Annotated in this window: 14 protein-coding genes; 3 read left to right on the top strand and 11 right to left on the bottom strand. The window is 62.6% G+C overall.

Annotated elements, in window-relative coordinates; all coding sequences use genetic code 11:
- From VJ604_RS03670 to VJ604_RS03660, 3 genes are all read left to right on the top strand, one after another.
- The coding region (locus VJ604_RS03670) for a TP0624 family protein (RefSeq protein ID WP_518517900.1) at positions 1-476 on the top strand (476 nt) is incomplete at its 5' end.
- 10 nt (positions 477-486) lie between these two features.
- Entirely contained in the window at positions 487-1,794 is a 1,308-nt protein-coding gene (locus tag VJ604_RS03665) for a caspase family protein (protein WP_324080025.1), read from the top strand.
- Positions 1,781-2,620, top strand: a complete 840-nt coding sequence (locus VJ604_RS03660; protein WP_324080024.1) for a DUF4384 domain-containing protein — start codon at positions 1,781-1,783, stop codon at positions 2,618-2,620. The genes VJ604_RS03665 and VJ604_RS03660 overlap by 14 nt, the downstream gene beginning before the upstream one ends.
- An 87-nt stretch (positions 2,621-2,707) precedes the next feature.
- Here VJ604_RS03660 and VJ604_RS03655 read toward each other — a convergent pair whose 3' ends face one another.
- From VJ604_RS03655 to VJ604_RS03605, 11 genes are all read right to left on the bottom strand, one after another.
- On the bottom strand, positions 2,708-3,031 hold the full coding sequence (locus tag VJ604_RS03655; RefSeq protein ID WP_324080023.1) for a hypothetical protein: 324 nt from the start codon (positions 3,029-3,031) through the stop codon (positions 2,708-2,710).
- 242 nt (positions 3,032-3,273) lie between these two features.
- Positions 3,274-4,095, bottom strand: coding sequence for a CoA-transferase subunit beta (locus VJ604_RS03650; protein WP_324080022.1), 822 nt, complete (start codon positions 4,093-4,095; stop codon positions 3,274-3,276).
- 1 nt (position 4,096) lies between these two features.
- Positions 4,097-5,062: a CoA transferase subunit A gene (locus VJ604_RS03645; protein WP_324080021.1), complete on the bottom strand. Its 966-nt coding sequence runs from the start codon at positions 5,060-5,062 to the stop codon at positions 4,097-4,099.
- 25 nt (positions 5,063-5,087) lie between these two features.
- On the bottom strand, positions 5,088-6,245 hold the full coding sequence (locus tag VJ604_RS03640; protein ID WP_324080020.1) for an acyl-CoA dehydrogenase family protein: 1,158 nt from the start codon (positions 6,243-6,245) through the stop codon (positions 5,088-5,090).
- A 163-nt stretch (positions 6,246-6,408) separates the two neighbouring features.
- The gene (locus tag VJ604_RS03635; RefSeq protein WP_324080019.1) at positions 6,409-6,939 is read right to left on the bottom strand and encodes a cob(I)yrinic acid a,c-diamide adenosyltransferase; all 531 of its coding nucleotides are present in this window, start codon (positions 6,937-6,939) and stop codon (positions 6,409-6,411) included.
- Positions 6,936-7,844, bottom strand: a complete 909-nt coding sequence (locus tag VJ604_RS03630; protein WP_324080018.1) for an electron transfer flavoprotein subunit alpha/FixB family protein — start codon at positions 7,842-7,844, stop codon at positions 6,936-6,938. Before VJ604_RS03630 ends, VJ604_RS03635 begins: the two co-directional genes overlap by 4 nt.
- Before the next feature lie 8 nt (positions 7,845-7,852).
- Positions 7,853-8,629, bottom strand: a complete 777-nt coding sequence (locus VJ604_RS03625; RefSeq protein ID WP_324080017.1) for an electron transfer flavoprotein subunit beta/FixA family protein — start codon at positions 8,627-8,629, stop codon at positions 7,853-7,855.
- Between the two features lie 218 nt (positions 8,630-8,847).
- On the bottom strand, positions 8,848-10,896 hold the full coding sequence (locus VJ604_RS03620; RefSeq protein WP_324080016.1) for a heterodisulfide reductase-related iron-sulfur binding cluster: 2,049 nt from the start codon (positions 10,894-10,896) through the stop codon (positions 8,848-8,850).
- 76 nt (positions 10,897-10,972) lie between these two features.
- A complete protein-coding gene (locus VJ604_RS03615; RefSeq protein ID WP_324080015.1) occupies positions 10,973-12,112 on the bottom strand; it encodes an acyl-CoA dehydrogenase in 1,140 nt (379 codons plus the stop codon).
- Between the two features lie 69 nt (positions 12,113-12,181).
- The gene (locus VJ604_RS03610; protein WP_324080014.1) at positions 12,182-12,964 is read right to left on the bottom strand and encodes an enoyl-CoA hydratase-related protein; all 783 of its coding nucleotides are present in this window, start codon (positions 12,962-12,964) and stop codon (positions 12,182-12,184) included.
- Positions 12,965-12,978: 14 nt separating this feature from the next.
- Positions 12,979-13,343: 3-hydroxyacyl-CoA dehydrogenase family protein (locus VJ604_RS03605; protein WP_324080013.1), on the bottom strand; the 365-nt coding region annotated here is incomplete at its 5' end.

Below are 13,343 nucleotides of genomic sequence, written 5' to 3'. Positions count from 1 at the left end.
GGCTGCACGGGCCGGACGGCTTCGCCACCGAACTGTACAGGAGCCTGTACAAGGACAAGAAGTTCCAGCAGCAGGCATCGCTGATCGACGGCAAGCCGGCCAAGAAATTCGCCGGACCGGCAGAAAGGATGTCCGAACAGTATGACGGTCTGATCGTTGACGCCTCCGGGCTGAACCTCAAGCCGGCGCTCTACAACCGCATCCTCACCTCCTCTGACGAGCTGCTCTATGACCCGACCAAGTTCAGCCAGCACAGCCTGGAGACCTTCGGGAGCGGCAAGTACGTCGACAGCGTGGATAACGCCCGCCTCGCCCTGCAGAGCCGCGGGGTCAAATCACCGCTTGTCATCAAGGCCACGGATGTCGCCAACGGCTCCGATATCCGGGTCGATGACGATGACGCCATCCAGATCTTCTCCGCCAACCAGAAGGGGAAATTCCTGACCTCGGCCAAAGTTGCCTTCGTGGTGAACTAAGGGGGAGTGGATGCGACGCCTATTGGGGATAGCTCTTTCGCTGGGAATGATGCTCGCCACGGTGTCAGCGGATGCCGGAAGCTGGGGTCGGGCGGGGGGCGGCAGAGGCTGGAGCGGCAGGGGCGGAAGCTCGGCCATCCGGTCCACCGGTGGTGTATCGCGCTCGGTGCAGTACCCGCGCGGGGCGGTGCCCAGGACCTACTACCGCTCCAGCTACCCGTCGAGCTATACTCTTTCTACCGTGCCGGCGCCCACCGTCTACTACCAGTCGAGCTACCCAACAAGCTACTGGCCGTCGTACTACGTTTCCAGTTATCCGTCCTACCCGCAGACCGTGGCGACTCCCGTCATGGAAGTGGCCCCTGTCGCCCCGGCGCAAGCCTGGTATCCCCCCCCTCCGCCAGCATCCCTGCCCGCTGAGCCCCCCTACCCGACCGGACAGGAGCAGTACCAGTCGGCGGCAGCCGACGAGGACGTATCCGGCACCCTGGTGATAGCCATCGGCACCAACTACAGCGACCGCACTGACATCCCGCACCTGAGGTACGCCGCCAGCGACACCCAAAAGGTGTACGACACCCTCTCCGCCAGACAATCAGGCCCGGTCACCGGCGTGCTGCTGGTAGGCGAGGACGCCACGCGGAGCAACATCCTGAGCGCCATCGACAAGGCCAACAGCTGGCAGGGCCCGGTGGTCTTCTATTTCTCCGGCCACGGGTCGCCCGACCTCACCGGCCGCGACAAGCTCGGCTTCCTGGTCACCTCCGATACCGATACCTCCTACCCCGGCCGCCTGCAGCAAACGGCGATCTCCCTTTCCGAGATCTGGGCCGACTTGCAGAACTCCCCGGCACGCTCGGTCTTTGCCGCCGTCGACATCTGCTTCACAGGCACCGGCAAGTCGATCCTTACCGATGGAGCGAAGCCCCTCATCGTCAGCCGTGGTGCGCCGGAGCGGGCTTTCGATGCGGAGAGCGGGCCGGTGGAGATCGGCGGACCGGCAGGCAGCAGGGTACTTCTTTTGTCATCGTCGGCCAATCAGCCTTCCTGGGAAGATGGCAAGAAGCTCAAGGGGGGGATCTTCACCCACTATCTCCTGGCCGGGCTGCAGGGGGGAGTGGAAAAAAACGGCGTAGTCAAGGTCCAGGAACTCGTCCGCTACGTGAAACGTGAAGTGAAGGCCGCTGCCCGGAAACTGAAAGGTGTCGACCAGACTCCGCAGGCCGTAGGGGATGGAGAGTTTGTCGTCGCCTCGGCCAAACGGCAGGTACCGGTCGAGCAAAGAGCTTCAACAAGGGAATCCTATGCGCGATATTAAACGTGTTCTCTTCGCGCTCCTGATGGCGTTCTCAAGCATCAGCGCGCAGCCTGCCTCGGCGCAGACCCCGCCTCAGCCGGTGTGGGTAGAGGCGGTCGGCACCGCCATCGGCAGCGACTTCGACCCCCCGGTGGAAGTGATCGGCCGTGCCAAGGCCGATGCCCAGAGAAAGGCGGTGGAGACCGCCGTGGGGACCTTCGTCAAGTCGACCAGGCTGGTCAGCGACCGCCAATTCGCCTCCGAGGAGATGTACGCCAGGATCAGGGGACGCATCGACCGCTTGACGGTGCTCTCCACGGACAGAGATGAAAGTGACGCGAACACCTACCATGTCCGGATAAAGGCGCTGGTGAGCCCGGTAACCTCCGAGGCGGAGGCGGATATCGCCGTCAAGGCCACCGTGTCCAAATCAGAGCTATTGGAGGGGGATGCCACCAGCGTCGTCTACCAGTCCTCCGCCGACGGCTACGTCTACATCTTCTGCATTGCGACCGATAACTCCGTCACCCTGCTGTTTCCGGACCAAAGCCATACAGACAACCATGTCCAGGCTGGCGCCGGATATGTCTTCCCGCCGGAAGGTTCGGGGATGAGGCTCTCAGCGGCGCGGATACCGAACGCCGGCGATGGCCCTGCCATAGAACGTATCAGGGTCATCGTGACCAAGAACCGGGAGCAGTTGCTGGAGAAGAGCTTTGGAGATGGCAGCCTGCTTCGGACCGCGCGCGACACCGGCTCGTCCGGCGACCTGACCCGTCGGCTGGCGCAGATCGACCCGACCGAATGGGGTGACACCGTGGCAACCTTCGTGGTTCGGCCCCGATAGTAACGGCCAGGGGTGCTCAACAAAAAATGCGGGCAAAAAAAAGGGGACTGGCACCTGCGGAGCCAGTCCCCTTGCTGCTTGATGATTTCAGCCATGGAGCCGGTGCCTGATCTCCTCCTGCCGCTGCTCTGGCGTCTTCGATATCACCGGGGAACCGGCGTCACCTCTCACTGCTGCTGCCGCCACCTGCTCCGAGCCATGCAACCTGGCCCTGATACCCTCCTGTAAATCCCCTACCGTCTCTTTACCTTCCGGTGAACCGTTGCCAACTGCTTCAGTTTTCTCCCGGTTGAAGCAGCTGTTGTCGGCTGACCAATGACAGATGACCTGTTCCTGATATGTCTGGGCAAAAACAGGCATCGCCGAAGACATTAAAAACGCACCCATGACCACTATGGATTCTTTTCTCATCCGCCACCCCCTGTATTTGGGTTCTCGTTGCCGTCCTCCTCCTGTAAGCCTCGAGCACACCTTCATTGAGACCGGGGTTGATGATCCTGCTAGTGGGCCATTTAGACCAAGCCCATCTACCATCATACCAGCACCAGCAGCAAGAAATAAGTCGCAGGCCGCTGGCACAAAAAAGCCGTGCAACTTCTTAGGGTTGCACGGCAACTTCCCCTTTCGAGGGAGTGACAGAGTTTGGATGGGTCCTAAGCGGGCTTCACCTTAGGGATGAAGATCTGCTCGGGATCCAGAACGTGATGGATCAGGTGGAGTTCCTCCCGGGTCGGCGGCAGCGTATCGCCGGAGACGCGGCTGATGTCCAGGTCGAAGTGGCACATCTCCCTGATCTCCTCTGGGGTCGTGCCGGGATGACAGGTGTCGAGGTAGATCCGCCCGGTCTGGTCGTCGAAGCGGAAGACGCCGGCGGTGCTGATGACGGCGGAGGGGCCGCCGCGGTAGGCGGAACCGTACAGCTCACGGCGGTGGACGAACTCCCCTTCCGGCCATTTCTTCACCCGCCAGCCGGGACTGGTGATGTAGCTCACCCTGGGGGTGAAGCGCCGCTTCTCGTGCACCATGATGAAGACCGTCCTTCTGGCGAAGGAGTTGATGTCGGGATTGCCGCCGCTGCCGGTCAGCCGCAGCTCGGGGTTCAGGTAATCGCCGATGCAGGTGGTGTTGACGTTGCCGTACTCATCCACCTCGGCGCCCCCTAAAAAGCCGAGGTCGACGTAGCCGCGCTGGGCGATGCTGAAGGCGTCACTGAGACCGGAAGCCCGGGAGGCCCCCATCTCGCAGCGGGCGTCCCCCACCGAGGTGGGGATCTGGGGCGGCCTGCCGTCCAGGGTCCCCGCCTCGAAGATCAGCTTCAGGTTGGGGGCGTGGGTCTTCTGGGCCAGCATGATGGCCACCATGGGAAGCCCGGTCCCGGCGAAGACAATCTCGTTGTCGTTGACCTCGCGCGCGGCAGCGCAGCAGAGGAGATCCGCCAGCCCGTACTCTTCCGGATTCGCATAGTCCCTGGTCATCTCATTGCCCCCTCTTCACGCTGGTGGAGTAGTTGACGGCCGTGTTGGCCTTCAGGTTCAGCATCCTTGGCCAGCCAAGCTTCTCCAGGTAGCTCATGTGGTCCTGGCCATGGATCCACTCCTTGGCGAAGGCGTCGAACCCTTCCTGGGTGCGGGTCTTGCCGTAGAAGTCCTTGAGGAAGCCGCCGTCCACGTCGTAGCGGCCGAACATCCCGGTGGGGTGGGCTCCGAAGGGGCATTCGACGATGTAGTCCACCTCGAAGCTGGTGATGGTGTTGCGATCCGCCTCGCGGCGCAGGTACTCCTCGGGGACGATCTCTTCGGCCATCACGATGGTGATGTCGGCGGCCCGGGCAGCCTCCGGGTCGGAGTAGTACTGGCCGGCCACCCGCACGGTCCCCTCCTCCCCCACCTGCTGCACGCACATCACCGCCACGTCCACCTTGGCGGCCGGAACCAGCACCTGCGGACCGGCGTCGAAGAAGGGATCATGGGTGAAGACGTACTTCTGCTTGGGGAAGCGTTTGCCGTCCCTCAAGCCGGCTCTCCCCAGCGTGTCGTAGTCGGGGTTGTGAATGTCGGTGCCGAGCGCGGTCTGGGTGACGGCGTAGGGGGCGCCGGAGGCGGCGGCGGTAAAGCGGAAGAGCATCTCGGCGTGGCTGTAATCCTCGACCAGGATCTCCTTGGCGCCCACCTTGCGGGAGAGGTTCGCGCCGTACTTGCCGTACAGCTCGTGCCCGACCCAGCACGACTCCCAGACATCGACGCAGCCCGCTCCCACCAGGAACTCCGTCTGCGGCCCGCCGTTCACCTCGATCAGGTGCAGTCCCTTCCTATGCTGGCGGATCAGCTCATAGATGATGGCGAAGGGGCGGCGCCAGATGGTGAACCCCGAGAAGGTGAGGCTCGAACCGTCCTTGATGATCTCCGCCGCCTGTTGCAGTGTAATGCGCTTGCCGCTACTCATGCCTCCCTCCTTATTGGTTAGGCCATCAACTGAAGTTCCTCAGGATCTCTCGCGAGATGATCACCCGCTGTATCTCGTTGGTCCCCTCGTAGATCGAGGTGATGCGGGCGTCGCGGGCGTAGCGCTCGACGGGGAAGTCGGCCGTGTACCCGTAGCCGCCAAGCATCTGAATCGCCTTGTAACAGGCCTTGTTGGCGGCCTCGGTGGCGAACATCTTGGCCATGGAGGCCTCCTTGGCAAACGACTTCCCGCTTTGCTTGCGGAAGGCGGCGTTCATCAGCAAAAGCCGGGCGGCCTCCAGTTCGGTGTAGCCGTCGGCGACCATCCACTGGATCGCCTGGAAGTTGCTGATCTTCTGTCCGAATTGGGCGCGCTCGGTGGAGTACCCGGTGGAGTAGTCCATGGCGGCCAGCCCCACGCCGAGGGCGAGCGAACCGATGCCGATGCGCCCTCCCGCCAGTTCGGCCACCGCGGTCCGGAAGCCATCATTGGGCTTCCCCATCATGGCGGTTTTGGGAACCCGGCAGTCCTGGAAGATCACCTCGTTGGTGGCCGAGGCATGCTGTCCCATCTTCTTCTCTTCCTTGCCGATCACCAGTCCGGGGGTCCCCGCCTCTACCAGGAAACAGCTGATCCCCTTCCCTTTGGGAGCGTCGCGGTCGGTGACCGCCCAGACGATGAAGACGCCTGCGTAGGGGGCGCTGGTGATGAAGATCTTGGAGCCGTTCAAGATGTAGGAGTCGCCGTCCTCCACCGCCTGGGTGCACATGCCGGCCGGATCGGACCCCGCGCAGTTCTCGGTGAGGGCGAAGCTGGCGGCGGCGAACTCGCCCGAGCAGATCCGGGGGATGTAGGCTTCCTTCTGCTCTTCGGTGCCAATGGCCTGGATCACCTCGGCCGCCATGTTATTCACCGAGACGGTCACCGCCGTGGAAGCGCAGGCGCGGGCGATCTCGGTCATGGCGACACTGAAGGCCACCGTGCCTGCCTGGGCACCACCGAATTCCTCCCTGACGTTCAGCCCCATGAAGCCCAGCTCGGCAAGCTTCTTCAGGTTGCCCAGCATCAGGCTCCGGTCGCCCCCTTCGTCAAGCTGCGCCGCCACCGGCTCGAGTTCCGCGCGGGCGAAGTCGCGGGCGGTGTCCTGGATCAGTTTCTGCTCTTCGTTGAGCTCAAGATACATCGTCGCCTCCCTCCTTGATCGATCCTGCTGGCCCTCTCGGTCATCCTGCTCGGACTGCTGAATCAAGTTTTACGCACTGTGCACACCGTCGGCATCACGTCCCCCCCTTGATAAAGGGGGGACAGGGGGGATTGCTTTTTTGGGTTTCCGGCCTTGCCACCACTTACATCTCAATGCCGACGCGGGCCGGAATTCCCTTCTTGAAGTAATGCTTCACTTCCCGCATCTCGGTCACCAGGTCGGCGGCCTCCACCACCCGCTCGTCCGCACTGCGCCCGGTTAGCACCAGTTCCACCCCTGCCGGTTTCCGAGCGATCAGGGCGAGGATCTCGTCCACGGCAACCAGGTCGAACCAGGCCGCGCCGTTGATCTCGTCCAGGATGACCAGATCGTAGCTGCCGCACTCCAGCGCCTTGTGCGCGAGGTCCAACGCCAGCCGGGCCTGGGCGAGATCCTCGGGATGTGGATCACCCTTCTTTACCCAGCCGTCGCGGCCGGTCCGGTGGATGGTGAGGTTTGGGAAGAGCCGTTCGGCAGCCAGGTGCTCGCCGTAATCGCCGCCCCCCTTCATGAACTGAATCATGCAGACCTCCAGGTTCCTTCCCACCGCCCGGAAGGCAAGTCCCAGCGAGGCAGTAGTCTTCCCCTTTCCGTTCCCGGTGTAGACCTGGACCAGCCCGCGCGCGAGTTTCATTGCTGTACCCTCGCCGTGAAGGCGGGCACGAACTGCAGCACATCCGCCACCACCAGCACGTCGGCAATCTCCCCGATGGGGGCGTCCTTATCCTTGTTGATGGCGACGATGAAGTCCGATTTTTTCATGCCGGCCAGGTGCTGGATGGCGCCGCTGATACCGCAGGCGACGTAAACCTTGGGATTAACCGTCTGGCCGGTGGTCCCGACCTGGTGGCTGTGATCGACCCAGCCGGCATCCACCACGGGGCGGCTCGCACCCAGTTCCCCGCCCAGCGCCTTGGCCAGCGCAGCGACCACCGGAACGTTCTCCTTCTTCCCCACCCCGCGGCCGGCGCTGACGATTACCTCCGCCCTGGTCAAGTCCACCTGCTTAGCCTCGGCCGCTTGATAGCCGACAAACTCTACGGTGGGAGCGGATTCTGCGGTGAGAGGTTCCACCCACGGCGTCCCTCCCTGGATGACAGGGAAGGCGCCTGCCTGGATGGTGACGACTGCGGGGTTGGTGGTCGGCTTCACCGTGCGGCGCATCTTGGCGTTGCAGCAGCCAACCTCGAAGCCGCCGTCGACGATGCCGATGACTTCGGAGACCTGTCCCGCCTTCAGCGATCCCGCCAGGCGGGGGGCCAGGTCCCAGCCGTAGGAGGAATGGATGAAGATCACGTAGTCCGGCTTTTCCCGCTCCACGGCCTGCATGAGCAGTTTCTTGTGCAGGTCGGGGTTGTACTCCCCGCAAAGAGCCGCGTCGGCCAGGTAGACCGTACCGGGAAAGGAGGGGAGCTGGGCAGGCGAGCCGACCAGGAACATGACGGGATCGGCCCCCAACTGGCTGGCAAAGCCATAGAGTTCGTAGGTGGTATCCAGCAGTTTTCCTTCCCGGTATTCTCCAACGAGCAGTGCCTTCATAATGCCTCCTAGCGCAAGACCGCGGTCTTGTCTTTCATGATTCCATAGAGTTGATCGACCAGCGCCGACATGTCCCCTTCGAGCACCACCCCTCCCCCCTTCTTGGCCGGGGGATGGAAACTCGCGGTGGCGACCCGCGGCTGTTCGCTCAGCAGTTGGTCTGCGCTGAGCAACTCAATCTCCTTTCTCTTGGCTTTCATGATGTTGGGAAGTGTCGGGTAACGGGGGACGTTCAGGCCGAGCTGGCAGGTTACCAGTGCAGGGGTTCTCATCTTGACCACCCCTTTCACGCCACCTTCCAGTTCGCGGGAGGCGGTGACCACGCCGTTTTCGTAGGCGAAGGCGACCAGGGTGGTGACACAGGGAATTCCCAGTTCCTCGGCCACCAGCACGCCGACCTGGGCCGAGCCCCGGTCCTGCGACTGCATCCCGGTGAATACCAGGTCGTAACCCTTGTCACGGGCATAGGCGGCGATGATGGACGCTATCTGCGAGGGATCTTTCTGGGCCGAAGCGGGGTCCTGCACATGTGCACCACGGTCGCACCCCATGGCGAGCGCCTTCTTGATCGCCTCGACCACCCGGTCCGGGCCGATGGAAAGGACCGTCACCTCAGGTTCGTCGCCCAGCTGTTCCTTGAGGCGCACCGCCTGTTCCACCGCAAACTCGTCATACTCGTTCATGCGGAAGGCGAGATCGGTTTCTTCGAACCAGGTACCGCTGCCGTTGGGCTTGAACCGGGACTCCATGTCCGGGACCTGCTTGATGCAGACGAGAATTTTCATAAAGACCTCCATTGGTACTTTTTAGTTCTTACCCCATCCTCACCCTGTCCCTCCCCTTGAAGGGGAGGGGACGCAGGGCGGTGTTTGGTAGGGTACGCACGGCCCATCGATCCTCGGCCGTGTGGTGGGCGGTGCCCCACACTAGGCTGCGCCGCAATCACGTCCCCCCCCTTGATAAAGGGGGGACAGGGGGGATTTGCTTTTTAGGTTCCGGACGGTCACACCGCCACCCGCTCCGGCTCCCCTTTGACTGGGGGCTCGACCGGCCGCTGCGGGAGGTGGATCACCGCGATCCGCTCGGCCACGATCTCCGCGAGGTCCCGGACCACGATACCACCTTCAAAGCCGCCGGTTTTGATGCCGTCCTCGAACATGGTGAGGCAGAACGGGCAATTCGAGACCAAGGTCGCTGCCCCGGTATCCGTCGCCATCTGGACCCGCTCCACATTGATCCGCCGGCCCAGCTTCTCCTCGGCCAGGATCCTTCCCCCGCCGGCACTGCAGCAGAAGCTGTCATAACCGGAGCGGGACATCTCCTCGATGCGTCCCCCGGCGGCGGCCAGCACCGCCCGGGGCTCGTCGATCACGTCCATGTACCGGCCGAGGTAGCAGGAGTCGTGATAGGTCGCCACAAACGGCTCAGGGTTCAGGCGAAGCTGTCCCTCTTCGATCAGCCGGTGGATGAAGGTGGTGTAGTGCTCGACCGGCAGTTCAAGGCCCAGGTCGCGGTAATCGCGGGCCAGGGTGTTGAAGCAGTGCGGGCAGGTGGTGACCACCTTCTGTACTCCATAGCCCTTGATGGTCTCGATGTTTTCGGCGGCCAGCATCTGGTAGAGGTACTCGTTGCCGAGCTTTCTGGCCGGCTCGCCGCAGCACTTCTCCTCTTTGCCGAGGATGCCGACCCGGATGCCGGCGGCGTTGCAGATGCGCAGGAACTTGTCGGCGATGGCGCGGTTTCTTCTGTCGAAGGATGCGTAGCAACCGACGAAGTAGAGGACGTCCACCTCGCCCCCATCCTCCATCAAGGTCGCGCCGTGCCCGATGGCCCAGTCACCCCGCCCGGCATAGGCCAGTCCAAAGGGGTTGCCATTCACCTCCAGGTTGCCGACGGCGGTACGTACCTCGTCGCCGGGGAAGCTCCCCTCCATCAGGGTCAGATTCCTGCGCATCTCGATGATCTTGTTGACGTGTTCGTTGTTGGCCGGGCAGATGTCCTGGCAAGCACGGCAGGTGGTGCAGGACCAGACGGCATCCTCCGCGATGCTCTCCGCAAGCACCGTCTCCTTCCCGGCCTCAGCGGCCTCGCCTATCTGCTGGATCACCTTCATGGGCGAGAGCGGCTTTTGCGTGGCGTGGGCGGGACAGGCGTCCTGGCAGCGGCCGCAGCTTGTGCAGGCGTCGGCGTCGAAGATGTCTTTCCAGGTGAGATCGGCGACGGTGGCGGCACCAAACTGCTGGAGACTCTCGTCCTCAAGGTTGATGGTGGCGAGGGTCCCTTTAGGCTCCAGGGGCGCGAAGAACGCGTTTAGGCTGGTGGTCACGATGTGCTTCAACCGGCTGTAGGGGATCATGCAGATGAAGCCGGCGACGAGGCCCATGTGGAGCCACCAGATGACTTGATGGCAGCTGCGGATGGATTCGTCGGTGAAGGGGAGGAAGAGTTTCACAGCCAGCAGCCCGACCGGGGAGAAACGAGCCAGGGCGGGATTCTGCACCACTTCGGTGGCGGCCATGCGGGCGCCTTCCGCCAGGAAGCCGGTGATCAGGATGCCGAAGAGCAGCAGGTGGACCCGGTAGTCGTCGTTGAGGATTTCCAGCGAGGGAGGTTGGATTACGAAACGGCGGACGAAGAGACCGGCCAGCATCAGGATGGCGGTGAGACCGGCGAGGTCGAGCACCAGCGAGAAGGCCTGGTAGAAGCCTCCGGACAGGAGGTTCACCTTGATCACCGGGGTAAGGTAATCGGCCTGGACCATGATGATGAGGGTACCGACGAAGAGGGTCAGGAAGCCCCAGAAGAAGAGGTTATGGAAGATGCCTCCTGCCTTCACCCGGGCTACCTTCTCCTGGCCGAGCACCTCAGTGACCATCAGCTTGGCCCGCTCGGGAAAGCGGTCAAAGCGGTCGAGCGGTTTGCCTTGGCGATAGAGCGGCACCCTCTTGATGAAGCCCCAGGCGCAGACCGCGAAGGCGGCGAAGACCAGCAGGTACATCGGGACGACCACGCCGTGGCCCACGTTCCAATAGATCTCGCGTGTCATTTCCATGGTGCATCCTCCCTTGACAGCCCCGGGGACTGGCTCCGCAGGTGCCTGTCCCCTTTTTCCCCAACTTTTTCAGGCCTTACGCCAGCAGCATCTTCGAGATGACCACCCGCTGTACTTCATTTGTCCCCTCGTAAATCTCGGTGATCTTGGCGTCACGGTACATCCGCTCCACCTCGTAATCGGCGATGTAGCCGTAGCCGCCGTGGATCTGCACGGCCTCCTTGGTCACCCAGGTCGCTGCCTCGGACGCGCACATCTTGCACATGGCGCTCTCCATCGCGTAGTTCAGCTTGCTGTCCTTCATCCAGGCAGCCTTGTGGGTGAGAAGCTTGGCCATCTCGATCTTGGAGTACATGTCGGCAAGTTTGAACTGGATCGCCTGCAGGTCGCTGAGCGGGGCGCCGAACTGCTTGCGCTCTTTCGAGTAGGCAAGCGCGCGGTCGAAGGCGCCGCCGGCGATGCCGAGAGCCTGGGAGGCGATGCCGACCCTGCCGCCGTTCAAGGTCTCCATGGCGATCTTGAATCCCTGCCCCTCCGCGCCGAGCAGGTTTTCGGCCGGGATGCGCAGATCGTCGAAGGCGAAGGCGGTGGTGTAGCTGCCGCGGATCCCCATCTTCACCTCGTTTTTGAGGATGGTCACACCCGGCGAGGAGAGATCGACGATGAAAGCGGAAATACCTTTGTGCTTGAGGCTCTTGTCATGGGTGGCAAAGAGGACGCCGGTGCCGAGGAAGCCGCCGTTGGTGATGAAGGTCTTGCCGCCGTTGATGACGATCTGGTCTCCCTCCCGGCGGTAGGTGGTGGCCATGCCGGAGACGTCACTGCCTACGTCCGGCTCGGTCAGCAGGATGCAGCCGATCTTCCGGCCGGTGGCGAGGGCCGGGAGGAACTTTTTCTTCTGCTCAGGGGTCCCGAAGCGGTAGATAGGATCACAGGCAAGCGAGGTGTGAGCGGAGATCAGCACGCCGCTGGAGGCGCAGGCCTTGGAGACCTCCTCGACCACGATCGAGTAAGAGAGCATGTCCAGCCCCGCACCCTCGTACTCCTCCGGGATGTAGCTCCCCATCAGCCCCATCTCGCTCATCTTGGCAACCAGCTCCTCGGGGATGCAGTGCTCTTCGTCGATCTTGATGGCCAGCGGCTTGATCTCCTTCTCAACGAACTCACGCACCGAGTCGCGCAAAACCTTGTGATCCTGGCTCAGTTCGAAATTCATGATGTCCCCCCTTTTGGATGTGGTTACCTTGCTTTGGTCTTGTGAATTTTGGTGGTTCGATGCCGTAGGCTATTTCCCGGTGAAGGCGGCCTTGCGTTTATCCACGAATGCGGACATCCCTTCTTTCTGGTCTTTGGTCGCGAAGAGGACGCCGAAGAGCGAGGCTTCGTAGCGGAATCCGTCCTCCTTGGTCATGTTGAGGCCGTTGGCGATAGCGTTCTTGGCGTAGGAGACGCCCAGGGTGCCCACGCCGGTGATGGCAGCCGCGGTGTCCCTCGCCTTGGCCATCAGTTCCTCCGGAGCGATGACTTCATTGACGATCCCCCAGGCGCACGCCTTCTCGGCATCGATCATACGGCCGGTAAAGATCAGCTCGTTGGCCCGGTTGGGACCGATCAGCCGGGCGAGGTTCTGGGTCCCGCCGAAACCGGGCATGATCCCCAGGGTGACCTCCGGAAAGCCGAGCTTCGCCTTGCTGGAGGCGTAGATGAAATCGCAGGCCAGGGCAAGTTCGAGACCGCCACCGAGGGCGTAACCGTTGACGGCGGCTATCACCGGCTTGGTCATCTTCTCGATCAGCATCATCACCCGCTGCCCTTTCAGGCCGAACTGGTGCCCCTCATACGCGCTCATGGAGGCCATTTCCTTGATGTCGGCTCCCGCCACGAAGGCCTTGTCGCCGGCGCCGGTCACGATGACCGCCTTCACCGCGTCGTTGCGGTTCAGTTCGTAAAAAGCAGACTCCAGCTCACCCAGCACCTCGCCGTTCAGGGCGTTGAGGGTCTTGGGGCTGTTGACGGTGAGAACGGCGATGCCGTTGGCAGCTTCAATGATCAGGTTCTTGTAGTCCATGAACGGGCTCCTTTTCAGTAGCTGTAAAATCCGCGGCCGGACTTGCGGCCGAGGTAGCCGGCGTTCACCATCTTCACCAGCAGCGGACAGGGGCGGTACTTGGGATCCTTGAAACCGTCGTAGAGGACGTTGGCGATCGCCAGCACGGTGTCCAGGCCGATGAAGTCGGCCAGGGTGAGCGGCCCCATCGGTTGGTTGGTGCCAAGCTTCATCCCCTTATCGATGTCCTCGGCCGAAGCGATCCCCTCGTACAGAGCGAAGACGGCCTCGTTGATCATCGGGATAAGGACCCGGTTGACGATGAAGCCGGGGTAGTCCTGGGAGACCGCAATCTCCTTGTCGAGCTTGGCGACCAGGGCGGCAGTGGTCTGGAAGGTCT

This window comes from Geomonas sp. (assembly GCF_035254065.1).
In the GTDB taxonomy this organism is placed as follows: domain Bacteria; phylum Desulfobacterota; class Desulfuromonadia; order Geobacterales; family Geobacteraceae; genus Geomonas.
The sequence above is the reverse complement of the archived record's forward strand: the minus strand, read 5'-3'. Positions and strand labels throughout refer to the sequence as shown.